This window comes from Pseudomonas sp. PICF141 (genome assembly GCF_002286815.1).
Lineage (GTDB): Bacteria > Pseudomonadota > Gammaproteobacteria > Pseudomonadales > Pseudomonadaceae > Aquipseudomonas.
In genome coordinates this window covers 63,609-88,283 of sequence record NZ_MUNM01000068.1, presented here as the reverse complement: position 1 = coordinate 88,283, position 24,675 = coordinate 63,609, and the positions used below count along the sequence as shown (strand labels likewise).

The window sequence follows — 24,675 nt, the reverse complement described above, 5'->3', positions numbered from 1 at the left end:
TTTATCCGTCCAGTGCATGGGCGATGCCGTTCGCGACGGCGATTTCCATGCGTTTCCAGTGTTCGTCTTCCAGCCACTTGGCCGTACCCATCACCTCGGGTGTGGGCTCCTGACCAGGTAGCCAGCGACTGGACAAGGCCATCAGTTGGCCGAGTCCGTCCTCGCTCAGGCGCTCAGCGTGGTCGAGTGCTTTTTTACGATGATTTCAACGTCCGGCGCGTACTCCTCGAGCAGCGCACCGGCGATCTGCATCGTCATCACCGGATTGGTCAGCATTGCTTTCAAATCAGCGCGCTGTTCGGCAGCCACGGTGTTGCTGAGCAGGTTGTGGGACGGCGCGACCTTGTTATTGGCGGTCATGGCGTTGAAGTACTTGGTCACGTCCTGCGGGGTCATGGAGAAGGTGAATTCCTTGTCGCCGACTTCCAGGGTGATTTCGCGTTTATCAGTCATCGTGTTGTTCCATTCAGATTTATGGGTAACGGTCAGCGCAGGCAGATCCGGCGCACGTGGTCCTGCAGGCCTAGGATCATTTGCCGGCTGAGGGCGAGTTGATCTCTGAGGGTGAAATAATCCGATCGAGCGTTTGCTGTGAGTTCGGCGGTGCCTGCATCAGCCACGCTGCCGGCGCCGGTTTGGGCGGGCTTTGGGGTGCTGCAGGTGGCGGCGAGGCGCAACCGCTGATGGCCAGCGTCAACAGAGAGGCGCAAGCCATCGTTTTGATTGAGCGCATTACTCAGCTCCTGGGTACGTTGAAGATCGATCTCATCGCGGGCGGCCAACATCTCACCGCTGATTCGGGCCGCTTCGCGCAGGCCACTGACTTCGATCTGGGCGAGATCGCGTTCACTACGGGCGGTGTCGCGGTCTTGGACGACTTGGATGAACCAAAACAGTGGAATCAATCCGGTCAAAGCCACTGCGAGAAAAAGTCGAAACGGGGTAATGATCATTTCGTGCACAGCTCCGCTTCTGCCACACGCCGCCCATGCAACCCGGGAACGAATTGTTTGCGGCCTTGGGCGTCGGTAACGAATGCCCACACCGGCGTTTTGCCATCCGGAGCCCAAGCGATCGCTTTGCAGCCGTCGGCGATACGTCCGGCATTCACCAGGCCGACCGCTCGACTGGCGCACGTACTCGGCACGCCAAAGTTGTGCGCATGACTACTCAACGCGTCGAAGGTGTTCTGCCCCACTTGCTGATTGGTGATGCAGTCGGCCAGCTGCAGCTGCCCTTTCTCGATCACCAGCTGCTCCACCTGAGCACAGCGAGCATCGGACCAGTAGTCACCGATCACGACCGGATACGGGCTGGTGTGGCGGGTGATGCCTTTACATACCGTCGGCAGACCACGGGCCAGCTTGTCGGCGTAGACGACGTTCTGGCCGTTGCCTTCCCAGGTGCCGAGGAACGCCAGCAACCCGGAGCTGCACAGGGCGATCGCGCCGGCGGTGATCTTGCCGCGCAGGCTCATGGCAGCAGTACCCGCAACAGCGTCGGACCGAACATCTGCAGGATTGCCCACAAGGTACTGGCAATCGCCAATGCCCAGGTGATCTTGCTGCCGATCGCGGACACGACAACGGTCAGCTTCTGCTGGCCGACGTTGAGTTCAGACAGCTGGCCAGACATGTGTTCGAACTGCTGTTCCAGCTTGGTAACGCGTGTCGGCACCAATTCATGCCGGGTTTCCAGCTGGCCCAGGCGGTAGGCGATCATGGCGAGGTCACCCTCCACTGCAGTCAGCCGGCCATGCGCCGAAAGCGGTGCAGCGATTTTCTGCCGCAGACTGTTTGTCATCGGCGGTTTCCTTTCTCGAAAGTGGTCTGGCATGGCGTGCAGCGTGCGATTCCACCCAGCGCCTGACGCGCAGCAGGAATCTGGTTGTCACAGTCTTTGCAATGGGATCGGCTCGGCCCTGTTGGCCGCGGTTTGGCGAGCTGGGCAGCGATTGAACGCTCACGCTCCAGCTCCTCGATCGCTTTGGCGTTGTCGAGCCAGTCCCCCATCAGCGCAGGCCCTCGATCTCGGCTGCGGCCAGGTACGGCACGCCGTTGATGCGAATGAAATCCGGACTGGTGACGTCAAACGGCACCTTGTGCTTGGATTTCTCGCCGCCTTTCGGGTCGATGCTCAGCAAGCTGGAGACTTTCAATTTGCAACCGAAAGCCTCGACACGCAGTTCCTCTTCGCCAGCCTTGGCGAAAAACACGGAGTCGAAAGGTTCCAGCTCGCGAAAACTGCCGGCTGAGCGTGCGGCTTCAATCAGCAGGTTGAAGTTGCTGGTGTCGAACTCCATCTCTCCGCTGGCCGCTACGTCACCGTCAACGTGCCCGTTGGGGACACCCCCGCTCTGCGCCACGGCAGTGTTGTCCGTGATATCCAAAGTACAGCTTTCGACGTGAACCAGCAGATCGCCCAGGTTCACGTCGAAGTTCTTGCCGCCAATACGTGACATAGGGGGTTACTCCGAATCGTCGTTGGAAAGGTCGAGGGCGATGTTGGCCGTCAGGTCTTTCGGGCAGTTGAGCGGCCGGATCTTGATGTAGAGCTCGACCTTGGTTTTGCTGAGCCACACCAGGACGATGTCGCCGTCCTTCGGCGCTTCGATCTCGCCCGGGAACACCTGGCCGGCAAACGTGGCGGACTTGGCCATCTGGCGCAGCGGCTTCATCAGCGCACTGATCGCGGCGGCCATGCTGTTGGGGGTGTTGTTCAGTCGGCGATCGGCCACGCGGCGGATCAGCAGCGGGCGCACCTGGCGTGCGGCTTTGTCAGCCAGGCGCAAGTACTCCACCACCTGGAAGTCGCTGGCCGGCGCATCGAGCATGTTGCCGTCGCCCCAGAACACGCCCGGGTAATCCGGGTAGGTCTGCGACACGGAGAAACGCGCCTTATCCAGCTCGGCACGGATTGCCGATGGCAGCGGCACGCCTTCGACATCGGCAGGGACCGCGCCCAAGCCCAGCACCGCACCGGAAGCCACGCGCATGGGACTGTCGGCAATGCTCACGGCAGCATTCGCCAGGCGACCGGCCAGCACGCCCAGGTCATTACCGTGCAGCTGAGGCACGACCAGGACACGCGGCGCGGCCAGGTCGGCAGTGATGGCCCGCTGCTCGAGCAGGTATTGATCCCAGGTCTGCAGCACGGTGATGCCGGCACTCGCCGCCATGACGAATGCGCGGCGGCCGTAGACGTTGTTCAGCGAGATCGCCGCGTCATGCATGGCCGACAGCTGTGCGGCAGTAGTCACCGGTTTGGTGATCACCACCGCCTCGACCGAAAACCCCTGCTGCTGGGCGTTTTCCAACGCTTCAGACCACTCACCGTCCGCCGCGATCGGCGCTGCCAGACAGGCCCAGCGATCACCGCCGTTCAGTCGGGCGGCAGTGATCTGGGTTTTCAGGTCGCTAACCGGAATGCCCAGTGCGCTGTCCAGGTCGCTGTCGGTGTTCAAAGGGATCAACTGGCCGATGCTCTTCGCGCCGGTGCCGATGAAAAGGAAATAGCGCTCGATCTCAGTCACGGCTCCCTGGCCCAGATTGAGATTGTTTACGCTGACTTTGCCGAGTGCCATGCAGTGCCTCGCTAGCGGGGAGAATTAAGGATTTGTTGGAGCACCTGGTTCAACAGCAAGCCGGTATCGCGCTCGGTGCTGACGCCGATGAACTGGCGCTTAGGCAGGGTGATTTCCCAGCTTTGCGCGCCGCTGCTCTCAGCTTTTTCGTCGTCCAGGATGCGGATCAGCAGGCCGGCCTTGGCGTAGTTCACATGCTCTTGAATCCACGCCACTGACGGCCGGGTCAGGGTTTTTTTGCCTTCCTGACGAACCTTGAAGCCCAACCGGCGCAGGCGTTTGGCCTGCTTTTCCGTGGCAGCCAGGCCCACGGGAACGGTGTTCCACTTGCGCATCTGGGCGGCGGTGCGGCGCTCGCTGACGCCGTTGTGTTGCTGTGCGGCGACCCAGCTGGTCAGCGCGTTACGCCACCCCAGTTCGGCTTCGTCAGCGCTCACACGGGTGACGATCATCAGCTTGGCCAGGCCGGCTTCCATCTTCTTCTTGCCTTTGGCCGGCCCCTTGCGCGCCTCGAAAGGCGAGCCGTCCAGATTCTGCTGGTCCCTTGCCCGCTTGCGGCTCATCGTCCGCACGCGCTTGGTGACGTTGTTCAGCAGACGCCGGCGCAGCTGCGGCGGCAGGCTGAGCAACGCCAGCTGCTCACGCACGCCCAGGTAGCCCCGGGCATCGAGCTCGAAGGTGCTACGCGCCACGGGTGCCCACCTCGCCGTGCTCGGCAATCCACAGGTCAAACGGGACAAACGCCCACGTTTTGCCGAAGGCCTCGATCTCGCCGGCGGGATCTTCGGCCAGGTATTGCGGCTCGTTGAACTCGAGGGTGATGTCCACGTCGGCCTGGTCGTTGTCGAGCATGGTGATGTCGAACTTCGGCGCCGACAGTTCGTCGCGATCGCGCTCCTGGTCATTGGCTTCAAGCCAACTGCCCATCAACGCCATCAGGCGCCCCGGGTGATCGGCGAAACGCTCAAGGGCGATCGTCGCGCTGTAACGCATGTCACCCATGCGAAGGCCGTCGAGATCAGGTTTCCAGATCAGTTCCAGGTTCACCTGATCGGTCCAGCTGTCGAGCTGTTCCGGCAGCACCAGACTGTGCTCAATCAGGTACGTGGTGAGGGCGCGAAGTTTGATCACAGGAGTGCCGCCGTGATGCGACCACGACCCTGCAGCGACCGGACAGCCTGCTGGCTGAACTCCAGAAAGGTTTCGCCACGCTCGGGCAGTTCCTTGCCAGTGTTTTCCGCACTTTCACGCCGAGTCACGGTAGCGAACTGAGTCAGCAAGCTGGCTTTAGCACGGCAATACACGGCGCGTTTGTACGTCGCTGCGTGAAATGTGCGCTCGGGCAGCACCATAGGGTCAGCAGATTCCACGGTGGTGACGCCTGCGTTTTGCCAAGCCGCCTTGCGCTTGGCGAGGTCACAGTTGACCTCGATCATCGCCGTGGTCAGATCAGTGGCCAGCATGTCTACCAGGTACTCCGCCGGCAGGCGGTAACCCTTCTGGAACTCAGCCAAGGAGAGGTCCGGCCAGAAGCCGTCGTTCTCGATCGCCTGTTCCACAAAGGTGGTGGGTTTCCCGGAAAAGCTCATTGCTGGGCACTCGAATAGGGGCGGGAAAACTGTTTCAGTGGGTCAGGCCATAAATGGTTGGCTCACATCCACAGTTTCTCGCCGGGGGGGTAGTCGGTTATTCGGGGGCTTTCTCAGCCAGTTCTTTTGTCAAAGCCTTGCGAGCACCTTCCAGGCGCGTGCCGACACCAATGCCTTCGTACAGCGCTTCCGCACGTTCGAAGTGGGTGATGGCTTTCGCAAAGTCGCGCTGATCCAAGGCCAGAATCCCCAGCTGCTTGTGATAGCGAGCCGGGATGCGCTCGAAGAGCTTCCATTCACCATCCACCAAGGGCAGCAGGTCGGAGAGGTAAGGTTCGGGGCTACGCTTGGCCTTGTACTCGGCCTCAGCCCAGTCGATCACCTCATCCGCGACAAAGGTCGGCACATCACGTTTGAAGCGCTCAGGCAGCTGCTGGTTTTGCCCCATCGCGAAGTTCGCCAGGTCCAGACCGGCTTCGAACTGCGCGGTGTCGAACAGCCAGACGAGAACCTGCATCACTACCGAGTTCGGGAAACTCAATCCGGAATCGCGGTAGCGCTGCACATAGTCCAGGTACTTGGGCAGCAGCTCGTCACGCTTGAGTTGCTGACGCAGTTCGCGGCTATTGATCGCGCTGATGCGCTCCAGGTCCTGCGCCAATGCGTCTTCCATCAGCTTCAGGTGTTTCTTGCCGTTGGCTGGACTGGACAGCGCAGTGGCGGATGAATAGGCCATCGCTTCGGCACCGGCGCGGACAGCTGCTGGACCGTCGGCCTGAATGCGGCGTTTGTGCGCCAGTGCCAGGCTCATCAGATCAGCTCCACTTTTTCAGCGGCCGCGAATTTCTCCAGCTGCTCGATCACGTAGCCTTCGTTGCGACCGTTGTAATCCTCAACGCGGGAACGTTTCGGATTCTCGATCAAGTGACGGCGCCAGCTGCTGTCCTGGAAGTAAATCGACAGGTTGTCCCAGCTGGTGACAACAACGGCGTTGACCGGGAAGTGCGGTACGGTGAAGGTCGGCAGACCGCCGTAGGTCGCAATGACCTGCGCGCTTTCAATGCGTTCTTTCTCGGTCGGTTTACCGGCCTGGTTGGAATACAGCTTGGCCTTGTCACTCGCCAACAGATCACTGCCGACGATGGCAATCAGGTCACCGCCGTCACGGAACACGGAGTCGATCATCTGCTTGACGTCGTGCACCAGGGCGTCGAGGTTTTCGTAATCGCCGCCGGCGCCTAGGGTGATTTTCCCGGCGGTCGCGCCTTCTTCAAGAACCTGCTCAGGGATCTGCTCGCGAGCGATTTGCAGCCAGCCCTTGTTCACGTCCTGCAGCATCGGGCTGGTGACCAGGTTGGTCTGGATGGCAGCGGTCAAGCCGTGCCAGCCGATCATGATGCGATCCAGGGCGATTTGCTTCTGCACTGCCGCCGAGTAGCGATCGGCAAAGTCCGGGAACTTCGCCCAGCTGTCGATCTTGGCGAACGGCAGACCGACGTCCGACTCAGTGTGGAACAGCTCGTAGCCCAGGCCGTTCAGGTCGGAAACGTCTTTCGCTTCGCGGTCGGTGGTCTTGGTGTTGGTGCGGCTGGTCACTGGACCATTCACACCGAACATGACCTTCTCGCCCTTGATCTCAGTCACCGGCACAACGTTGATGCGTTCGAGGAAATCCGCACGCTCGGTGATCTTGTCGTTCAACTCCTGGGCAACGCTTGGTTCGACGTTGAACTGGCGAGTCACGTCGACACCGTAGGTCTCGGCGATCGCGTCACGTAGCGAGGCGTATTGCTTCAGAGCACGATTGCTCAAAGATTGCTGGCTCATGTCACAGCACCCGCTTTTTGATTTCGGTGGAACCGGTGGTTTTCGGCAAAGGCTGACCGGTGGTGGTGTTGAAGGCTTTTTCCAACAGCGCTTCGATACGATCGAGACGCTTGCTGTCGTCGCCCTTTTTGGCGAACTCACGATCCGCTTCGGCCTCAGCCACGATGGTGTCGACGGCCTCTTTCACGTCATCGACTTCAGTGGTAACCGGGTCGGTGACTTCAACAGTTGCCGGTTCGATCACAGCAGCGAGGCCGGTGACGACGAGGCCGAGTTGTTCGATCAAGGCCTTCAATGCCTTGGCTGTAGCTTCATCCATTGGGGGGTTGCTCTCGGTGGGGGTGGTCTGGGTCGTTTCGGTGGTGGTGTCGTCAACAGCGAAGCGCTTGAATAGGCGGGTCAGCAGGTTGTTCAACTTGCCGATTTCACCTTTGGGCTCCTCATCACCCAGCACGCCAAGAGGGACAGACGCGGCGTAATGCACGGGCTCGCCGGTTTTGCGGGAAAAGTAGAGTTCCTGGGTACCCAGGCTGGCCGGCGAATCGGTCACGGCAAGGCCGGACAGGTAGGCTTTGCCGCTGTTTGCGAAGTTGGGGGTAATTTCGATGCTGGTGAACAGCTTTTCGCCCTGGTCATTGAGGCAGAGCAACTTGTCATTAGGCTTGAGCTGGGCTTCCAAACCGACTTGGCCCGGTTCCAGATCGTCCGCTTCTTCTACCAGGCGTACTGCAAAGACGGTCCCGTAGGAACCGGGCCAGCGTTCGTGTTCACACCAGATCACCGCCGTGTATTTGGTCGGGCTGTAGGTCTCAGCGATATCACGCAGTTCCTGGGGAAGGATTTCGCGACCATCAGCGGTGGTGCCGCTGGTGGCGACACGTTTCCAGAACGAAACAAGGGAACGGGGCATGGGCGATAACTGCGCTCAATCGGTGATTTGAGCCGCCACGATATGCACCGGCCGACCACCAAACAAACGGTTCACTTTTGCTTTGGTCCTATTTCTCGGATATAGGTCAAACCCAGATTTTAAGCCCACGTTTACAGCGTTTTCGCCGCATAGACTGCGGCCATGCCATACGCCCCCGAACTTAAAGAAGCCGCTAAACGCCTCTATTTGCGCCGCTGCAAGCCGCGTGAAATTCAGGCGCAACTGTCCCTGCCCAATATCAGAATCATTTACTACTGGATCCGCCAGGGTGAGTGGGACGACATGCTGTCGGACGAAGAACCGCTGACGGCTGTTGGCCGGCGAATCACCCTCCTCCTGGACAAATCCACGTCACTGACCAAGGGAGATCTAGACGAGCTCGATCGTCTGACTACCGTCCGCGATCGGCTGTTGAAGCAATCCGCGAAACCGGCACCGGCGCCGATCGGTGATCCGCCGGCGGACGATGGCCAGCGTAAAGAAGGACAACGGAACGAGCGCCGGGAGCGAGGCGATCGCAACGACAAGGGCGGGAAGAAGCGCGAGAAGAAGGCAAAAAACGAAGTCGGCGAGCTGACCGAGGTGGACTTCCTCGACAAGTTCATCAGCAAAATGTACGGCTACCAGAAGGAGTTGTTTGCCGCCAAACAGAACCCGCTGACTTGCCGAATCCGGAACATCCTGAAAAGCCGCCAGGTGGGCCTGACCTACTACTTCGCCGGCGAAGCGTTCATGGACGCCGTGCTGACCGGCGATAACCAGATTTTCCTATCGGCCAGCCGTGCCCAGTCCGAGATTTTCCGCAGCTATATCGTGTCGTTTGCACAGGAATGGTTCGGCCTGGAGCTGACCGGCAACCCGATCGTGCTGAGCAAAAACGGCAAGCCATGGGCGGAATTGCGTTTCCTCAGCACCAACAGCAGCACCGCCCAGGGTCACCATGGCCATGTCTACGTTGACGAATATTTCTGGATCCGCGACTTCGAAAAGCTCAACACCGTCGCCAGTGCCATGGCCACGCATAAGAAATGGCGTAAGACCTACTTTTCCACGCCAAGCGCCGTATCGCACCAGGCGTACCCGTTCTGGACCGGTGAGAAATTCCGCAACAGCAAACGCAAGAACGCCAAGGATCCCTGGCCGAGCGAAGCCCAAGCCGCGGCTGGCTCGCTGTGTCCGGACGGGCAATGGCGCAAGGTCATCACCATCCTCGACGCCATCGCCGGCGGCTGCGATTTGTTCGACCTCGAGCAGCTGCAGCTGGAGTACGACGAGGACAAATTTCAACAGCTGTTCATGTGCAAGTTCATCGACAGCACGCAGAGCGCCTTTTCCCTGGTCGATCTGGAGCGCTGTTACTCCGACCTGTCGTTGTGGACCGACTACGACCCCGACGATCCGCGCCCGTTCGGCAACAGCCCCGTCTGGATCGGTTACGACCCGAGCCGCACCCGGGACGATGCCAGTTGCGTGGTTATCGCCCCGCCGCTCGAGGATGGCGGCAAGTTCCGAATCCTGGAGAAGCACAGCTGGCGCGGCCAATCGTTCAAGTACCAGGCCGACCAGGTCAAGAAGCTCACCGAGCGCTTCAACGTCCAGCACATCGGCATCGATACCACCGGCATCGGTTACGGCGTGTTCGACCTGGTACGCGACTTCTACCCGCGTGCGACCTCGATCCACTACAGCCTTGAAACCAAGAACACCCTGGTGCTCAAGGCACAGGACACCATTCAGGGCAGCCGCATCGAGTGGGACGCCGGCTGGAACGATATCGCTCAGGCCTTCCTGACGATCAAGCGCGGCACCACCGGCGGCGGTCAAGTGACTTACAGCGCATCACGCACCGACGCCTCCGGTCACGCCGATATCGCCTGGGCGATCATGCACGCCTTGGCCCATGAACCTCTCAACACCAACAAACAGCGGCGTAGCCGCTACACATTTAGCGGATCAAGCAACCATGGGCAAACCAGTAAAAAACCAGCAGCAACTGCCGGCAACCGGTCCGATGCGGGCGTTTTCATTCGGTGCACCGGAACAGGTACTGACCGAAAATATCGGGCATTACCTGGGCGTGTTCGCCACCCACGACGGACGAACCTACACGCCACCGGTGTCACGCCAAGGCCTGGCCAAACTGCTGCGCGCCAACGCACACCACGGCGCCATTCCGGGGTTCAAGCGCAACCTGTTGCTGCGTGAGTTCGTATCGTCCAAAGGCTGCTCGATCAAGACCATGAGCTGTGCAGCGCTGGATTTTATGGTGTTCGGCGAGGCGTATTTCCGCCGTAACCGAAATGCATTCGGTCAAGTGCTGGAGATGGACCACCTCCCGGCGATCAACATGCGGGTCAAAGTTGGTGGCGGGTTTGTGATGCTGCAGAAGGACGGCAAAGAGCTGGAGTTCAACGAAGACGAGGTTGAGCACGTCATGAACTATGACGTGGAACAAAACATCTACGGCGTGCCTGAGTACCTGGGCGGTATGCAGGCGCTGTTGCTCAATGAGGCCGCTACCCTCTTCCGCCGGCGCTATTACAGCAACGGTGCCCACGCGGGCTACATCTTCTACACCAACGACCCAAACCTGACTGAGGACGACGAAGAGTCGTTGCGCGAGCAGATAAGCGCAAGCAAGGGTGTGGGCAACTTCCGCTCGTTATTCGTCAACATCCCCGGTGGTACCGAGAAGGCAATTCAGATCATTCCTGTGGGGGATTTCCAGGCCAAAGACGAGTTGGAGAAGGTCAAGAACATCACGCGCAACGACGTGATCGCGGCTTGGCGCATGAACCCCGCATTGGCCGGCATCATCCCGGAAAACAACGCAGGCTTTGGCGATATCGAGAAGATCGATCGGGTATACACCAGCAACGAAATTCGCCCGATCTGCCAGCTGTTCAACCAGTTGAATGACTCGTTACGCGAAGACAGGCGATTCACCTGGAGAACTCAAAAAGACACAGTTGATTCAACTACATAATCCGCACAATAAAGAGTTTGTCACTGCATTATGGCAAGATAGTGGCGATTGACTGCCCTGGGGAGGGACACAATGCGAGTTATTTGCAAATGCGGACACAAGGGGCGAATCGCTTCGCGAGACCAGTTATCGGAGGATTTTGCGAAGCTCTATTGTCAGTGCCTGGATGCAAAGTGCGGGCACACGTGGGTTGCGAATCTGACGTTCTCCCACACTTTAAGCCCGTCGGCTCAGTCATTCGAAAGAATGTTGTTCGACCGTTTGAGAGATATGCCCAGTGCAAAACAGCGTGAGTTGTTTGAGCAGTTGGGATCACAAGCGAGGGTATAAGTCGCAAACCGCCGACTCAAAGATGTCGGCGATCGATTACTTCGAATGATCTATTTCAGGCACAACGACTGGGGCTATCAACTGCAGACCCTTTTGGGTTGGTAACCAGAATTTCAGTAACCCGGCGGACTTGTTGCTGGTCTAGCTCACCCAAACGACGGTAGAGCTCGATCAGCCGGCGTTCAATTTTCGTCAGACCAGGCCATTCGAACTCGGTCATTCCAACGCGGTCGCGTTCATTTGTCGTGCGATCCAACATGCTTACTACTCCATAAGTGCATTGCTGAATCGATTATCCGGGCGGGAACTAGCTTTAGAGAGGAAGGGCGACGAATGTCGTACATGCTTTGCTACAAGTTAATTCCTATGGCGGGCGGCGTCGTCGGCCATGGCTTGCAGGAAACGACGAATCGCTTCTTGGTCAAACGGAGTAATGCTTCTGTACTGCGTAATCAATTTCTCTTCATCTGGCGTAAACAATTGTCCGAGCGGCGTAGAACGGCGGCCTGTCAACACGAAGGCTGCATCTACACCACGTTCTTCCAATGCCGTCACATACCGAAGGTCGAGCGAACTAGCTCCCAATTCATAGTTTTTTTGGGTTCCCCGACTTACCCCAAGAAGCACCCCAAACTCTGTTTGATTTAGCCCTAAGCGCTCGCGCTCTTCCCTCAGGCGTTCACCTACTTGATCTGCTATGAGCATTTTTTTATTCACCACCGTTGACTTGATCAATTTTTTGACCAAGAATCACCACAGACAAACGCAAACAAACACAATTGAACAGAGTGAACACTATGCCCGCCACTGTTACGCCCGAGCAAGCCCGTGCGGATCTGGATCGCAAAGGAGTGAGCATTGCGGAGTTCAGCCGAAAGCACGGACTGAACAAAAATTTAGTCAGCGACCTATTGAACGGTCGGATCAAAGGTCGCCGTGGGGAGGCGCATCGCGCCGCCGTGTTGCTCGGAATTAAAGACGGCGTGATTGAACAGTAATGGCACTGAGCCAAGGGAGAAAGCAGAACATGAAAAGCTCAATTCTAAAGACTCGGCGCCAGGTAGTCAGCGCAGTCATTTGCGCCTACCCAGGCGGACGCGAATGTGCGGCGGCTCGCATCGGCCTGTCACTCAAGAAGTTTGATAACCACGCCTACGAGAACAACAACAGCCGTCCTTTGACCGACGCTCAGATCCATCAGCTCGAGCTCAAGGCCGGAACATCCTATTTGCCCGAGTACATCGCAGCGATGTACGGCGGCATGTTTGTCCCGGTTGTCGAGCCTGAATTGTTGGACAACGTCGAGATGTATGCCCGATGCGTCCAAGCCGCCGCTAAGAGGGGCACCGTTGACCACCTCATTGCCGAGGCATTGAAAGATGGAATCATCAACGACACCGAGGCCGAAGCCATCCTCCATGCAGACACCTTGCACCTGGCTGCCCGGCACGCCGAGGTTCTTGCCGTCATCCAACTGCACGCGTCGCAGGCGGGGAAATGCAAATGACTCAGTTCCCTGCAGTACAGGAATATCAGGACGTACTCAAAGTCGCAGCGCGTGTGTTCTTGGAACGCCACCAATGCGAACACCTGGGCGACGATCAACAGTTGTTCGACCGCGCCGTGCAGCACTTGGTCAGCGACTATGACGTGCTGACACAGACTGCTGAAAAACTGGTGCATTTGGCCTGCAGCGATATGTCCGCCGTCCGAGATCGGCAGCGCCTGGACATCGTCAGCAGCACGTCGACGCACACCGTCATCATCGACCCCGCCACAGGCAACGCCTGGGCAGTCCCGGTCAGTCTGATTTACGAACGCATTCTCAACGCACCGGACAACGGTCGTTTCCGCGTAGCCGCACCGTAATCCCCAACCAATAAATCGCCTGTCCCACCTCCGTGGGTTTGGGTGAGCTGCGCCCGAAATCGAGGTTTAACGATGGCAAATGCCGTAATTGTCACCACTCAACTGCCCCCCGCAGAGGCCGAAGCATTGCTGGCCAACCTGCGTGAACAGTATCGCTTGAGCCTTAACGAACACTGGTATGCCGATCAGTTCCGCCTTGTTGCGGACGGTCTGCGCCACGGCGCAATTCTCGCCCACGTTCCGGTGATGGCTGCGCAAAAACGCCTTATGGCAGCTCTGTCCCACAGCCTCAAAGCAGTGAAGTAACCCCATGAAAGAAGATCTTCGCCACGACGTGTTGCAACGCCTCCAGTCCGACTTCGGGCTCAAGCACCGCACGGGCACCGACTACATGCGCGGGGGCACCTGCCCCAAGTGCAAGAAGAAAGAGCTGTATTCCCGGTTCGATACACCATGGATGGTGATCTGTGGTCGCCCTGAAAAATGTGGCCACACCCTGCACGTTAAAGAGCTGTACGACGATCTGTTTGAAGACTGGAGCAAGCGTGCGCCGGCTACAGACCAGCACCCCAACGCCACTGCGCGTGCCTACCTGGAGTTCGCACGGGGCTTTCGGTTTGAGCTGATCCAGGGTTGGTTCACTCAGGAAAGTTTCTATTCTCCTGAACACAACGCCGGCAGCGCCACTGTGCGCTTCGCCCTGGAAAAAGGCGGCTGGTGGGAACGGCTGATCGATCAGCCGCATCGCTTCGGCAAAATGAAGGCCCGCTTCAAATCCAAGGACAGTTATCGCGGCGTCTGGTGGTGTCCGCCTTGCGTCGACCTTCTTGAAGCCAAGGAAATCTGGATCGTTGAAGGGATCTTCGACGCCATAGCCCTAGCGCACAACGACATCGCGGCCGTATCAGCCATGTCGTCCAATGCGTTCCCTGGGGACTCGCTCAAGGCATTGGTTAAGACCCGCGAGGGAGGGAAGCTGCCCAAGTTGGTATGGGCGCTTGATAACGAGCCGAGCGCCAACGCGTACACCAGGCGCTGGGTACGCGAAGCCCGTGCCCTGGGCTTCGTCTGCGAGTCAGCGCAGATCCCGCAACGCGATGGCCGTAAGGCTGATTGGAACGATCTTCACCAGCGCTGGAGCTTCATCCAGGACGACACCAAGCGTGCCGAACAAATCGCTACCGACCTCAAACAAGCCCGCCACCAGGGAGCCTTGCTGCTGGCAGAGAGCGCTGCGGAAAAAGCCCTGCTCATGTACGACTGGAACAAGCGCGGGGAATTTCACCTGGGCTTTGGGAGCCGCCTGTATTGGTTCAAGTTGGACATGGAGAAATTCAACCGGGCCATGTCCGACATCGAGGACAGCGAAAACCACGACGACCAGTTACTCAATCAGGCGCAACAGCGCGAAAAGGCGCTGCAGCAGTCCGGCAGCGTCGTGGAGATTGCTAACTGCTACCCGCAAGCCTTGTATTTCCAGCGCAACGAAGTCACCGACGAATCCTGGTACTACCTGCGCGTGGACTTCCCCCACGACTCCGAAAGCGTGAAAAACACCTTCACCAGTGGCCAACTGTCGGCCGCGAGCGAATTCAAAAAGCGGCTGCTCGGCATGGCGGCAGGTGCCATGTTTACGGGCAGTGGCCAGCAGCTCGACAAGCTCATGAAAGACCAGCTGTTCGGCATCAAAACCGTTTCGACGATCGACTATGTGGGCTACAGCAAGGAGTACGCCTGCTACGTCTACGGCGATATCGCGATCAAGGACGGCACCACCTACAAGGTCAACAGCGAAGACTATTTCGAGTTCGGCAAGCTGCGCCTGAAAACCCTGCAGAAAGGCGTGCCGATCAAGCTGCAGCGCGAAGCCAAGGGCTTTGACGAGAAGTGGGTGCAGCTGCTGTGGACCTGCTTCGGCGCCCAGGGCTTCGTTGCCCTGGTGTTCTTTTTCGGCTCGCTTTTCTGCGAACAGATCCGCGCTCGCTACCAGTCCTTTCCGTTCCTGGAAGCCACCGGTGAGGCCGGCGCCGGCAAAACCACCCTGCTGAACCTGCTGTGGAAACTACTCGGCCGCGAAGGCTATGAAGGCTTCGACCCGATGAAATCCACCAAGGCCGGGCGCTCTCGCCTGATGGGCCAGGTCTCCGGCATGCCGGTCGTCTTTCTGGAAGCCGATCGCCACGGCGATGATCGGGTACACGCTAAAACCTTTGAATGGGATGAGCTGAAAGACTTCTACGGCGGCGGCACTCTGGCAACGAAAGGCGTCAAGACGGCCGGCAACGAGACGTACGAACCGCCATTCAGGGGAACGATCGCTATCAGCCAGAACGCGGCCGTGGTCGCCCACGAAGCGATCATGACGCGCATCGTAAAACTGCACTTTGTACGCCCGACCGTCACACCTGAAAGCCGTGCTGCAGCGGATCAGTTGAACGCGCTGGAGGGCGGCACCCTCAGCCACTTCCTGTTGCGTGCCGTGGGTAAAGAATCCGCGGTGCTCGATCTGTTCGCCCAGCGGATGCCTGAACACGAAGCGAAGCTGCGCCGCCTGCACACCCATTGCTTTGCCTGCGGCACGGCCTATATCAGCGACCAAGGCAACTGCAGCAGTTGCGGCTATGACCTTCGCGGCTACATCCGTGTCGAGCGCATCAGCAAGAACCACGCTCAACTGCTTTCGCTGCTGGACGGCCTTCGCTTGGTCCTGAAATTGAGTGATCCCCAAGTCGCCGCCACCCAGCGTCAGATCGTGCGAATGGCCATCGAGCGACAAGCATCGATCAGTTCCGACCACGCGGCCGTCGCGGAGTTTTGGGAGGTCTACGACTACCTCGAATCCTTGAGTGAGGATCCGGTGGTTGACCACAGCAGTGATCCGACCGTGATCGCCATCAACCTCAACGAATTCTGCGAGCGAGCCGCCGAACACAAACAGAAATTGGCGGACGTGGCCACGTTGCGCGATCTGCTCAAAGAGTCCCGTTCCCGCAAGTTCCTAGATAGCAACAAGGCCGTGCACAGCGCCGTACGCGCCGCATTCAACAACCGCAACCCCTGTTCACAACCCCGGCCGACGACAGTGAAGTGCTGGACATTCAAGGCGTAAAGGAGAGCAAGACCGATGCAGATCCAAGTGTTTATGGGCAATGCCGGCGATGGCAAAACAAGCAAGCTCCAATCAGTACAGGACCGTTTGGACTTCACAGGACAAAGCGCGCCGATCATCCACGCCGGTGCTTATGGGAAGGATGGCTTGCTGGAAATTCTGGAAGTCCGGGCAGCAGGTGGCCAGCGCGAAATCCTGGTGGATGACTGCAGCAGGCAACAGATTTTGAGGGTTCTGGAATGGCAATCATGTGTTGAACATGAGCCGGAGTTTGATGGACTGGTGATCCACCTGGCCCGTAAGGACTGACCGTAAAAGAAGCAGTGCCGAGGAGTTGCAGCTCCCCGACACCTAACCACTACCGAGGGCTATACCATGCAAGCACAGAACCAAAGCAGCAGCGGCACGAAGGCTACCACACCGGCACGCCACCTTGTGGCCACCGCGATCATCGGCGCGGCCATCATTGGCTACCTGGTGCACAAAACCCCTGAATCACGAACGCGCCTCGAAAGCCTCAGTCAGAGGGCCAGCACCTTGGGTGAACTGAACGAAACGGATGCCGCCGTGGTTGCCCAACTGCTCGCCAACCCCGCAACCCGGGGTGAATCGCGCAATGTCTAATAACCCTGCAGTAACACCAGTACGGCCCTTTCCCTGGAACATTGATTACACCAGCGTTTGTGACCAGTGCGGCAAGTGGCGCGCCCAGGGCAACCATTTGAAATGCAGCCGGCGGCGCCAGCTGCAGAATGCCCACCTGCGCAACCGCAAGCCCAAGCCATAGCCGCGTCCACCAGAAGATGCGCTTCCAGATACTTGGCCCGGAAACGGGCCTTTTTGTTTCCGATCGTCAGACTGTCAATAAACAAGCACAGCGTTAGGGGTTTACATGAGTGGGGTCGAAGCTCGCGGTAATTCCGTGAGAATCTATTTTCAACACAATGGGGAAAAGTGTCGGGAAGCAATCCCGGGAGGCAATACGCCGGCCATCGTCGCCCAGGCAAGGCGCCTGGTCGACATTATCGAATACGAGATCCAGACCGGCACGTTTGATTACGCGCGGCACTTCCCCAACTCGGCCAAGCTGGTCGAAAACACCTTTGGCCACTACCTGGACCTGTGGTTGAAGATCAAGGCCAACAGCGTGGCGGCATCGAGCTATCGGGGCTACGCGAACAAGGCAGAGGTTCATGTGCGGCCGCGCTGGGGCAAGGCACAGATCAACAAGATCGATCACCTGGACCTGCAGGAGTGGATCCAGGGCACCCTGTCGAAAACGCTCAAAAACAAAACCATCCGCGACATCATCAGCAACGTGCGGCAGGTGTTCAGACTGTACCGCACCAGGATGAAAGTCGCGCACGACCCGACCGAGGGTTTGATGGTGCGTCTGCCAGATCCCGAGGCTCCGGATCCGTTCACCCGGGCGGAAATCAAACAGATCCTGGATACTCCGACCAGCCGCACGCAAGAGCTGTTGATGGTCCAGTTCATGATATGGGCGGGCCCCCGAGTATCCGAGACGATCGCCCTGGCGTGGGAGGATATCGACCTGGAACAAGGCACAGTGACCTTCCGCAGGTCCAAGGTGCGTGGGGCTTACCGGGTGACGAAAACCCGTCGATCGACGCGTAGGGTTCGCCTACTTGCACCCGCCTGGGATGCACTGCAGAAGATCGATGCGTTGAATCGAAAGAGGAAAGCAGAAACCGTTGATATCGTTGAGCGGGACAACAAGACGGTACGGCAACACAAACTGCACTTTGTCTTCCTGAATACGAAAAGCGGCCTGCCGCACGTTAATGACTTCGTGGTACGAGACAGGTTCTTCAAGGCTCATTTGCTCGCGGCCGGGGTTCGCTATCGTGGGCCTGGTCAATGCCGGCACACATACGCCAGCCAGTTGCTGACCACCGGTGTAGCCTCGATCGACTGGATAGCCGAACAGATGGGCCACACCAACGGGAACATGATCCGCCAGCATTACGGGACGTGGATCAACGAGGATGGGCCGGATGTCGTCGGGATGTTGCAATTAGCACTGAAGCTATAGAGGTTCAGCTATACCGTACTGATGTGGGGGTGTAATACCCCCCCACCCGCTTCGCTCCCAAAGCCAAGGAGGCGTCATGCTAAAAATGTGGGTTTTCATCCTGATGATCGACGGGAAGGGTGTAGAGGCCTTCCCAAGAAATTCAGAGGCGCACTGCAAGCAAGGCATGGAAAGAATGTTAATGCTCCAGAGAGTTCAAGGACAGAAGGCCTCAGGTGCCTGCTACGTAAGAGCCACCGAAATCGACGACACCGATAGACTCCGCATTGGTCATTCGGTCGAAAGTCGCTAGAGAATTGGACTTGCCGGGACCTGTCCCAGTATCGACGGTAATCCCGGCGCGCATCAATACAACCCGGCCTGGATTTTTTGCTGCAGCAGCACAGCCAGTTCACGGCTGGGGTATTGGGGTTCGACGGTCCGAGCTTTGCAGTACGGTGCGTGGGTAAAAGCGCCGGCCTGCGTTAGGTCCTGGACGTGGTTACACAGCCGACAGCGCACCCGCGAGCCGTCGAGTTGCCAGTGTTTGTTCCAGGCTTCCAGCGGGAGATAGGGCACGGACATTCAAGCAGGTCTCTGGGCAGAAAGGACAGGGGCCGAATGCGCGTAAAACCCCTCACTAGGGGAATGGTAGGCCATTCCCCCAACTACTGGCGTCCAGCAGCCACAAAAAAGCCCACCAGGGTGGGCTGGGATGACGGGGGGCATTTAACGAATGTCCCGTTATTCGCAGTGCAGCCTCGGCATAAACTAAAAATGAGGAGGATTCAGAACAACCATGACAGAATCCGCGATGTCACTTTGTAATCATGGAGTTTATGGATGAACCGTTTTGCGCATTTTTTCGGAATTCTGGCCACAGTCGTAAGCTTTGCTACCTCCGCCGCCTCTTCCCTCCAGGATATTAACTATTCGGTAGTCAGTGATAAGTCTAAGCGCGATATCAAGCGAGCAGTCGAGGTTGTTCTAGACGAACGTGTGGATCAACCCACACTTGAAGCATTGGCGAATCAAATCAAAAATTCGAACCCAATGAGTTTTCAACGAACCTTCATCAGCTGGCGGATCAAAGGTGAGGATGGTGGTGGGTACTGGGCCAAGACAGATTTTGACCCGACATTAAACGTTCGGTTTTTGGGAACCACAGTCGCTGAATACAAAAAACTTAAGACCAGCAGCACAGCAGCAGAAGGAGAGGTGTTTGGTAGCTGGCTGAGTAACTGGGGAACCGATTACAAAATGGTGGGTTACCGAAAAGGCGGGAAAATATTTATCCGCTCCACGTATAAAGATGGCTCGTCGGGAACCACGGAATTTGTTTCGAAGAAGATTTCCGGCCGATCTGTTCTAGTCGATGCTGAAGGAAGCGATTTCGGTGAGTATTACCTCGTTAACGCAAAGGGCGATCTGGAGTTCTGGGGCGAAAACGGCAATTTTTATACGGCTAAGAAAACTGACTGAAGCGCTGATGCGTTCGGGCAGGGGCCTGCGCAAAGTTGCGTCGAACAACGCCATCTATAAACGCTTGATGTGACGCTAAACGACAAAAGCCCGCCGGAGCGGGCTTTTTTTTGTGGGACCGATTGAACATAGCGCGCGTTACGAGTGATGCGCTCAGTCTTTCCTGGACACCTTGCCCACCGACGGTATGTATCCAACCGCTTTTTCCGGCTTGCCCAGGACGTAATGCACATACAGGTTTTTGTTTTCGTCATTTCCCGTGGCGGTGGTTACCGCCAGCAGTTTCCAGCCTTCGGCTAATAGTGCGTTCGCCTTGGTCTGGCCTAATACTTCGATTATTTCAGCCGCTTCATGGAGCTGCATGCGTCCTTTCCTCTGCGAATGCCCACGCGGGGCGACCGCTTCAGCTTAGTCCACCCGTCAGCGGGCGGAGGTTCCTTTCCGGGGAAAGTTTGTCCGGTTAAAGATAGAGTTTTCCCTCTCCGATCAATGGGCGTTATGCATCACGCGCCCTGGCCTTGCGCCGGGCTTCCAGAACTTCAGGTAGCAGGTATGCCACAAACATGGCGAGCGTGGCGGCATAACAGAGCCAGATGAAAAGCGGCCAGCGCAGTACGTTAAATTCGCCATAGGAGCCAACCGCTACGTACTCAATAAGCGCGACGGCGAGCAAATTGCCGACGAAGCCGAACCAAGTCATGGGGTATTCCTTTCAGTTGGTCGGCGGCAGTTGTCGGTTCCGTGGATTGAGTGTAGTAAACGCTGATTTTAGGCACCGCGATCAACGAGATGCGACTCGCATTTACTAGGCCGGAAAGACACTCGAGTCCCATATCAGTCCCATATGGGCATTTTTCAGACGCCAAAAACCACAAACCCCCGATTTTCTCTAGGAAAATCAGGGGTTTGCGTTTTCAGAATGTGGCGGTGAAGGAGAGATTCGAACTCTCGATACAGTTTCCTGTATACACACTTTCCAGGCGTGCTCCTTAAGCCACTCGGACACTTCACCGTATCTCGTCAAACATGTTCTGTCTGTCGAGGCGCGCTAATGTAGTCGAAAGCTTTTCTGATGGCAAATTTTTTTTGCAGAATTTTCATGCGGTTAGCGATTTAGTCGTTCCGCTGGCTGCCGTGTCATGGCAAATCCGCCAATCTCCGGCTTCGCATCCTCTCCTATATAGAGGGGAATGCGCGGCTGGCGTGGCCGGCGACGCTTGCCGGGCGGGGAAAAGGTGACCGAGCGGTCAGTCACGGCGCTTTACCTGGCCTACGACGGTGAGTAACGTCTGGCTTACTTTATTAATAGGATTGGCGTCATGAGTGAGTTGATTTCCTACCATCTCGAAGACGGTATCGCGACCCTGACCTTGAGCAATGGCAAGGTCAATGCCATCTCACCGGATGTGATTGTTGCGTTTAACGCAGCCCTGGATCGGGCGGTGGCGGATCGGGCGGTGGTGATCATTACCAGTCAGCCGGGTATTTTTTCGGGTGGTTATGACTTGAAGGTGATGACGGCCGGCCCAAAAGAAGCGATTGCATTGGTGGCTGCCGGTTCGACGCTGGCTCGTCGCCTGTTGTCGCACCCCTTCCCGGTGGTCGTGGCGTGTCCTGGGCATGCGGTGGCCAAGGGTGCGTTTATTTTGTTGTCGGCTGACTACCGCATTGGTGTCGATGGCCCGTTCAGCATTGGTCTGAATGAAGTGCAGATCGGCATGACCATGCACCATGCCGGTATCGAGTTGGCGCGTGATCGTCTGCGCAAGTCGGCGTTTCATCGCGCGGTGATCAATGCCGAGATGTTCAATCCGCAGAGTGCCGTGGATGCCGGTTTCCTTGACCTGGTGGTGTCGGCCGAAGAGCTGCAAGGCGCAGCGCTGGCGGCGGCTCGTCAGTTGAAGAAGCTCAATATGACGGCCCATAAAAATACCAAGCTGAAAGTGCGCAAGGCACTGCTGGAGACGCTGGACAACGCGATCATCCTGGATCAGGAATATATGGGTTAAGCCCGAATGCGCTGTACGAAAAGCCCGACCGTCGTGTCGGGCTTTTTTGCCCGTGTGGTTTAAAGCCTACAACCGCTCTAGACCGCATCTGACCCAGATGTCGGGAATATGCGCTCAAATATCGGCCATCTCCCACTTTTATAGCGGCAATTGCCGAAAACAGTACACCTCCGTACACTGCGCCACCTTTTGTCCCGGTGGGCCCTTTAAATGTTGTTTGTGTTTCGTATGTTATTGATGGGCTTGCACTTTATTCTGGCCGGTATGCTTGGGGTGATTATCGGTCTGTGCCGGCCGTTCAATCCGGACAACAGCCGTTTATGCGCGCGTCTGTATGCATGGCCGGCGATGTGCATTCTGCGTTTGCGGGTGAAGGCTGACGTCGGGCCGTTGATGGATAAGCCTGACAGCTGCGTGATCGTTGCGAACCACCAGTCCAACTACGATCTGTTTGTATTCGGTAATGTGGTACCCCGCCGCACCGTGTGCATTGGCAAGAAGAGCCTGAAGTGGGTGCCGTTGTTCGGGCAGTTGTTCTGGCTGGCCGGCAATGTGTTGATCGACCGCGGCAATGCCCACAAGGCACGCCAGTCGATGCTGACTACGACTCGCACCTTGCAGCATGAAGACACCTCGATCTGGGTTTTCCCCGAAGGCACGCGCAACCTTGGCGAAGAGCTGCTGCCCTTCAAGAAAGGCGCGTTCCAGATGGCGATTGCCGCAGGCGTGCCGATTGTTCCGGTGTGTGTCAGCAGTTACGTCAAACACATGCAATTGAACCGCTGGCGCAGTGGGAAAATTCTGATCCGTTCGTTACCGGCGATTCCTACGGCTGGATTGAGCCTGGATGACATGCCGATGCTGATTGCCCAGTGCCGCGAGCAGATGCGCGAATGCATCGACTCGATGGATCGGCAATTACAGGCCGCTTGAAAAAAACCCGCCGTGCGCGGGTTTTCTTTGCCTACGAACTCTACAGATTTCGCTGACTCTGAAGCAGCAGACAAGGTTAAGCTCAATCCTGCTTGCCACTGCATATTTGCTAATACAAAGCGCTAAAAGAAGTGAACCAAAATCATGGGTAGAGTCGTTGCTGCTGCGGTTTACAGTGCCGGTAAGAAGGTCACCAATATCACGCTCGATGAAGGCGCTGCCTGGGCTGCCAAGCCTGGCCACTTTGTCTGGATTGGTCTGGAAGAGCCGAACGCCGAAGAGCTGTTCAATTTGCAACGTCAGTTCAACCTGCATGAACTGGCCATCGAAGATGCCCTGGAAAAACACAGCCGACCGAAACTGGAAACGTTCGGTGACGCGCTGTTTATCGTGACGTATTCGCCGGTCCGCGATGAAGGAAAACTGGAGTTCATCGAGACTCATATCTTCGCCGGAAAAGGCTACATCATTACCGCACGCAATGGTCATTCAGCGTCCTACGCCTATGTCCGACAGCGTTGTGAGGCGCGGCCGCTGTTACTGGAGCACGGGGAAGATTTCGTACTCTATGCCATCCTCGACTTCGTGATTGAAAACTACCAGCCCGTGGGTGAGGCGATCCATGCCGAGATCGATGAACTGGAACACAACGTCATGCGCAATTCTTTGAACGAGCATGACATCCAGAAACTCCATAGCCTGCGCCGCGACGTATTGCGCTTGCGCCGGTATGTGGCGCCAATGGTGGAGATTGGTGAGGAACTGCAGAAGCTGAACTTTCCATTCATTGACAAGAACATGCGCCCGTATTTCCGTGATGTGCAGATTCATGTCACGCGGCAGATGGAAGACCTGATGACGCTGGCGGACATTGCCAGCCAGACCATTGAGGTGGGGATATTGCTGGAGGCGTCGCGGCAGAGCGTGGTGCAGCGCAAGTTTGCAGCGTGGGCAGCGATTCTGGCGTTCCCGACGGCGGTGGCCGGGATCTACGGGATGAACTTCGAGAACATGCCTGAGTTGACTTGGCATTACGGATATTTCGGAATACTGGGATTTATCGCCGTGGGGTGCGTCGGTTTGTGGACGAGCTTCAAGCGGTCGGGGTGGTTGTAGCCGGGACCGAGGCGTCTGCGCGGGCAGCCTCGCTCCTTCAAGCCCCTGTAGGAGCGAGGCTTGCCCGCGAAGCTTTTAAGGCTTGACCGACTCACCCTCACCTTCAGGCTTGTGCGCCACAAACCGCATCATCCATTCCGCGACGGTCGTGCCGTGATGCTCGTGTTCAAGACTGGCCATGCCTTTGGAATAAACCTGCTCGCCCAGCGCTTCCTGACGAATATCCAACAGCGCCCGTGAGTAATCGTGAATGAACTCCGGATGCCCCTGGAAGCACAGCACCTGATCGTTGATGTGGTACGCGGCGAATGGGCAGAAATCACTCGAAGCAATCACAGTAGCGTTTTCCGGTAGCGCGGTGACCTGATCCTGATGGCTGATCAGCAGCGTCAGCTCTTCTCTCACCGGGTTCATCCATGGCGCCTTGGCCGCGAGTTTGTAGCGATGGGTGCCGACGCCCCAACCCTGAGTCGCCCGCTCACTTTTGCCACCCAACAACAGCGCCAGCAACTGATGACCGAAGCACACGCCCAGCAGTTTGTCGCCGCGTTCGTAGCGGTTCAGCAGGTACGTCTTGAGGGTTTCAATCCATGGGTCGTTGCCGAAGGAATCGGCTTTGCTGCCGGTGACCAGATACGCATCAAAAGTCTCGTCATCGCTGGGATAATCACCCTGCATCACGTTGTACACGGTGAACTCGGCAGCGATGGGTTGCTGCGAAAACAGACGCTGGAACATCTGCCCATAACCCTGATATTGATCGACCAGTTCCGGACGCAGGATGTCGGTTTCCAGAATGCAGATGCGTAACGACATAAAAAATACCTGACACATGATGGGAATAATGCACACCCCAGAGCCTGCCTTGAAACACGG

General features: G+C 57.5%; 35 protein-coding genes and 1 tRNA gene. 15 read left to right on the top strand and 21 right to left on the bottom strand.

The window, feature by feature from the left end; translation table 11 throughout:
* Nucleotide 1: 1 nt before the first annotated feature.
* From BZL43_RS28315 to BZL43_RS19520, 14 genes are all read right to left on the bottom strand, one after another.
* Complete coding sequence (locus BZL43_RS28315; RefSeq protein ID WP_168185113.1) at nt 2-142, bottom strand: hypothetical protein; 141 nt, start codon at nt 140-142, stop codon at nt 2-4.
* Between the two features lie 23 nt (nt 143-165).
* Complete coding sequence (locus BZL43_RS19580; RefSeq protein ID WP_095633818.1) at nt 166-453, bottom strand: putative phage tail assembly chaperone; 288 nt, start codon at nt 451-453, stop codon at nt 166-168.
* A gap of 32 nt (nt 454-485) precedes the next feature.
* Entirely contained in the window at nt 486-953 is a 468-nt protein-coding gene (locus tag BZL43_RS19575; protein ID WP_095633817.1) for a lysis protein, read from the bottom strand.
* The gene (locus BZL43_RS19570; RefSeq protein ID WP_095633816.1) at nt 950-1,477 is read right to left on the bottom strand and encodes a lysozyme; all 528 of its coding nucleotides are present in this window, start codon (nt 1,475-1,477) and stop codon (nt 950-952) included. Before BZL43_RS19570 ends, BZL43_RS19575 begins: the two co-directional genes overlap by 4 nt.
* A complete protein-coding gene (locus BZL43_RS19565; protein WP_256582884.1) occupies nt 1,474-1,803 on the bottom strand; it encodes a hypothetical protein in 330 nt (109 codons plus the stop codon). The genes BZL43_RS19570 and BZL43_RS19565 overlap by 4 nt, the downstream gene beginning before the upstream one ends.
* Nucleotides 1,800-2,012 carry a TraR/DksA C4-type zinc finger protein gene (locus BZL43_RS19560; RefSeq protein ID WP_095633815.1) on the bottom strand — a complete coding sequence of 71 codons (213 nt, stop codon included), beginning with the start codon at nt 2,010-2,012 and terminating at the stop codon, nt 1,800-1,802. Before BZL43_RS19560 ends, BZL43_RS19565 begins: the two co-directional genes overlap by 4 nt.
* Complete coding sequence (locus tag BZL43_RS19555; protein WP_095633814.1) at nt 2,012-2,461, bottom strand: DUF2597 family protein; 450 nt, start codon at nt 2,459-2,461, stop codon at nt 2,012-2,014. The genes BZL43_RS19560 and BZL43_RS19555 overlap by 1 nt, the downstream gene beginning before the upstream one ends.
* A 6-nt stretch (nt 2,462-2,467) precedes the next feature.
* A complete protein-coding gene (locus BZL43_RS19550) occupies nt 2,468-3,583 on the bottom strand; it encodes a DUF2586 domain-containing protein (RefSeq protein ID WP_095633813.1) in 1,116 nt (371 codons plus the stop codon).
* An 11-nt stretch (nt 3,584-3,594) separates the two neighbouring features.
* Nucleotides 3,595-4,275, bottom strand: coding sequence for a virion morphogenesis protein (locus tag BZL43_RS19545; protein WP_095633812.1), 681 nt, complete (start codon nt 4,273-4,275; stop codon nt 3,595-3,597).
* On the bottom strand, nt 4,265-4,714 hold the full coding sequence (locus tag BZL43_RS19540; protein WP_095633811.1) for a phage tail protein: 450 nt from the start codon (nt 4,712-4,714) through the stop codon (nt 4,265-4,267). The genes BZL43_RS19545 and BZL43_RS19540 overlap by 11 nt, the downstream gene beginning before the upstream one ends.
* Nucleotides 4,711-5,172 carry a head completion/stabilization protein gene (locus BZL43_RS19535; RefSeq protein ID WP_095633810.1) on the bottom strand — a complete coding sequence of 154 codons (462 nt, stop codon included), beginning with the start codon at nt 5,170-5,172 and terminating at the stop codon, nt 4,711-4,713. The genes BZL43_RS19540 and BZL43_RS19535 overlap by 4 nt, the downstream gene beginning before the upstream one ends.
* Nucleotides 5,173-5,269: 97 nt before the next feature.
* Nucleotides 5,270-5,983 (bottom strand): phage terminase small subunit, encoded by a 714-nt coding sequence (gene gpM, locus BZL43_RS19530; RefSeq protein WP_095633809.1) that lies wholly within the window; start codon nt 5,981-5,983, stop codon nt 5,270-5,272.
* Nucleotides 5,983-6,999: a phage major capsid protein, P2 family gene (locus BZL43_RS19525; RefSeq protein WP_095633808.1), complete on the bottom strand. Its 1,017-nt coding sequence runs from the start codon at nt 6,997-6,999 to the stop codon at nt 5,983-5,985. The genes gpM and BZL43_RS19525 overlap by 1 nt, the downstream gene beginning before the upstream one ends.
* Nucleotide 7,000: 1 nt before the next feature.
* Nucleotides 7,001-7,909: a GPO family capsid scaffolding protein gene (locus tag BZL43_RS19520; RefSeq protein WP_095633807.1), complete on the bottom strand. Its 909-nt coding sequence runs from the start codon at nt 7,907-7,909 to the stop codon at nt 7,001-7,003.
* 162 nt (nt 7,910-8,071) lie between these two features.
* Here BZL43_RS19520 and BZL43_RS19515 point away from each other — a divergent pair, with 162 nt between their 5' ends.
* The 3 genes from BZL43_RS19515 to BZL43_RS19505 all read left to right on the top strand — a co-directional run bounded on the left by BZL43_RS19515 (nt 8,072) and on the right by BZL43_RS19505 (nt 11,246).
* Complete coding sequence (locus BZL43_RS19515) at nt 8,072-10,135, top strand: terminase large subunit domain-containing protein (RefSeq protein ID WP_095633806.1); 2,064 nt, start codon at nt 8,072-8,074, stop codon at nt 10,133-10,135.
* The gene (locus tag BZL43_RS28610; RefSeq protein ID WP_095633805.1) at nt 10,047-10,916 is read left to right on the top strand and encodes a phage portal protein; all 870 of its coding nucleotides are present in this window, start codon (nt 10,047-10,049) and stop codon (nt 10,914-10,916) included. Before BZL43_RS19515 ends, BZL43_RS28610 begins: the two co-directional genes overlap by 89 nt.
* Before the next feature lie 72 nt (nt 10,917-10,988).
* Entirely contained in the window at nt 10,989-11,246 is a 258-nt protein-coding gene (locus BZL43_RS19505; protein ID WP_081791031.1) for an ogr/Delta-like zinc finger family protein, read from the top strand.
* Nucleotides 11,247-11,301: 55 nt separating this feature from the next.
* Here the strand turns inward: BZL43_RS19505 and BZL43_RS19500 are convergent, their stop codons facing one another.
* Both BZL43_RS19500 and BZL43_RS19495 read right to left on the bottom strand, forming a co-directional pair.
* Nucleotides 11,302-11,505 (bottom strand): hypothetical protein, encoded by a 204-nt coding sequence (locus tag BZL43_RS19500; RefSeq protein ID WP_095633804.1) that lies wholly within the window; start codon nt 11,503-11,505, stop codon nt 11,302-11,304.
* Nucleotides 11,506-11,603: 98 nt separating this feature from the next.
* The gene (locus tag BZL43_RS19495; RefSeq protein ID WP_095633803.1) at nt 11,604-11,951 is read right to left on the bottom strand and encodes a helix-turn-helix domain-containing protein; all 348 of its coding nucleotides are present in this window, start codon (nt 11,949-11,951) and stop codon (nt 11,604-11,606) included.
* A 92-nt stretch (nt 11,952-12,043) separates the two neighbouring features.
* Here BZL43_RS19495 and BZL43_RS19490 point away from each other — a divergent pair, with 92 nt between their 5' ends.
* From BZL43_RS19490 to BZL43_RS19455, 8 genes are all read left to right on the top strand, one after another.
* Nucleotides 12,044-12,244, top strand: a complete 201-nt coding sequence (locus BZL43_RS19490) for a DNA-binding protein (RefSeq protein WP_095633802.1) — start codon at nt 12,044-12,046, stop codon at nt 12,242-12,244.
* Between the two features lie 29 nt (nt 12,245-12,273).
* Entirely contained in the window at nt 12,274-12,753 is a 480-nt protein-coding gene (locus BZL43_RS19485; protein ID WP_095633841.1) for a YmfL family putative regulatory protein, read from the top strand.
* Nucleotides 12,750-13,115, top strand: coding sequence for a hypothetical protein (locus BZL43_RS19480; RefSeq protein WP_095633840.1), 366 nt, complete (start codon nt 12,750-12,752; stop codon nt 13,113-13,115). Before BZL43_RS19485 ends, BZL43_RS19480 begins: the two co-directional genes overlap by 4 nt.
* A 72-nt stretch (nt 13,116-13,187) precedes the next feature.
* Nucleotides 13,188-13,421 carry a hypothetical protein gene (locus BZL43_RS19475; RefSeq protein ID WP_032895725.1) on the top strand — a complete coding sequence of 78 codons (234 nt, stop codon included), beginning with the start codon at nt 13,188-13,190 and terminating at the stop codon, nt 13,419-13,421.
* A 4-nt stretch (nt 13,422-13,425) separates the two neighbouring features.
* Nucleotides 13,426-16,224 (top strand): toprim domain-containing protein, encoded by a 2,799-nt coding sequence (locus BZL43_RS19470; protein WP_095633801.1) that lies wholly within the window; start codon nt 13,426-13,428, stop codon nt 16,222-16,224.
* A gap of 15 nt (nt 16,225-16,239) precedes the next feature.
* Nucleotides 16,240-16,533 (top strand): hypothetical protein, encoded by a 294-nt coding sequence (locus BZL43_RS19465; protein WP_095633800.1) that lies wholly within the window; start codon nt 16,240-16,242, stop codon nt 16,531-16,533.
* A 66-nt stretch (nt 16,534-16,599) separates the two neighbouring features.
* Entirely contained in the window at nt 16,600-16,848 is a 249-nt protein-coding gene (locus tag BZL43_RS19460) for a hypothetical protein (RefSeq protein WP_052966979.1), read from the top strand.
* Nucleotides 16,849-17,116: 268 nt separating this feature from the next.
* The gene (locus tag BZL43_RS19455; protein ID WP_095633799.1) at nt 17,117-18,280 is read left to right on the top strand and encodes a site-specific integrase; all 1,164 of its coding nucleotides are present in this window, start codon (nt 17,117-17,119) and stop codon (nt 18,278-18,280) included.
* Nucleotides 18,281-18,625: 345 nt separating this feature from the next.
* Here BZL43_RS19455 and BZL43_RS19445 read toward each other — a convergent pair whose 3' ends face one another.
* The gene (locus tag BZL43_RS19445; RefSeq protein WP_095633797.1) at nt 18,626-18,844 is read right to left on the bottom strand and encodes a hypothetical protein; all 219 of its coding nucleotides are present in this window, start codon (nt 18,842-18,844) and stop codon (nt 18,626-18,628) included.
* A gap of 258 nt (nt 18,845-19,102) precedes the next feature.
* On the opposite strand from BZL43_RS19445, the gene BZL43_RS19440 reads away from it, so the two are divergent.
* On the top strand, nt 19,103-19,741 hold the full coding sequence (locus BZL43_RS19440; RefSeq protein ID WP_095633796.1) for a hypothetical protein: 639 nt from the start codon (nt 19,103-19,105) through the stop codon (nt 19,739-19,741).
* A 153-nt stretch (nt 19,742-19,894) separates the two neighbouring features.
* Here the strand turns inward: BZL43_RS19440 and BZL43_RS19435 are convergent, their stop codons facing one another.
* The 3 genes from BZL43_RS19435 to BZL43_RS19425 all read right to left on the bottom strand — a co-directional run bounded on the left by BZL43_RS19435 (nt 19,895) and on the right by BZL43_RS19425 (nt 20,753).
* Complete coding sequence (locus tag BZL43_RS19435; RefSeq protein ID WP_095633795.1) at nt 19,895-20,104, bottom strand: hypothetical protein; 210 nt, start codon at nt 20,102-20,104, stop codon at nt 19,895-19,897.
* Nucleotides 20,105-20,237: 133 nt separating this feature from the next.
* Nucleotides 20,238-20,441 (bottom strand): hypothetical protein, encoded by a 204-nt coding sequence (locus tag BZL43_RS19430; RefSeq protein WP_095633794.1) that lies wholly within the window; start codon nt 20,439-20,441, stop codon nt 20,238-20,240.
* Nucleotides 20,442-20,663: 222 nt separating this feature from the next.
* Nucleotides 20,664-20,753, bottom strand: a tRNA-Ser gene (locus BZL43_RS19425).
* A 307-nt stretch (nt 20,754-21,060) separates the two neighbouring features.
* On the opposite strand from BZL43_RS19425, the gene BZL43_RS19420 reads away from it, so the two are divergent.
* From BZL43_RS19420 to BZL43_RS19410, 3 genes are all read left to right on the top strand, one after another.
* Nucleotides 21,061-21,750: a crotonase/enoyl-CoA hydratase family protein gene (locus BZL43_RS19420; RefSeq protein WP_095633793.1), complete on the top strand. Its 690-nt coding sequence runs from the start codon at nt 21,061-21,063 to the stop codon at nt 21,748-21,750.
* Between the two features lie 210 nt (nt 21,751-21,960).
* Nucleotides 21,961-22,683, top strand: coding sequence for a 1-acyl-sn-glycerol-3-phosphate acyltransferase (locus BZL43_RS19415; protein ID WP_095633792.1), 723 nt, complete (start codon nt 21,961-21,963; stop codon nt 22,681-22,683).
* 144 nt (nt 22,684-22,827) lie between these two features.
* Nucleotides 22,828-23,799 (top strand): magnesium and cobalt transport protein CorA, encoded by a 972-nt coding sequence (locus BZL43_RS19410; protein ID WP_095633791.1) that lies wholly within the window; start codon nt 22,828-22,830, stop codon nt 23,797-23,799.
* A 75-nt stretch (nt 23,800-23,874) separates the two neighbouring features.
* Here the strand turns inward: BZL43_RS19410 and BZL43_RS19405 are convergent, their stop codons facing one another.
* Nucleotides 23,875-24,615, bottom strand: a complete 741-nt coding sequence (locus BZL43_RS19405; RefSeq protein WP_095633790.1) for an amidotransferase — start codon at nt 24,613-24,615, stop codon at nt 23,875-23,877.
* Between the last annotated feature and the right edge of the window lie 60 nt (nt 24,616-24,675).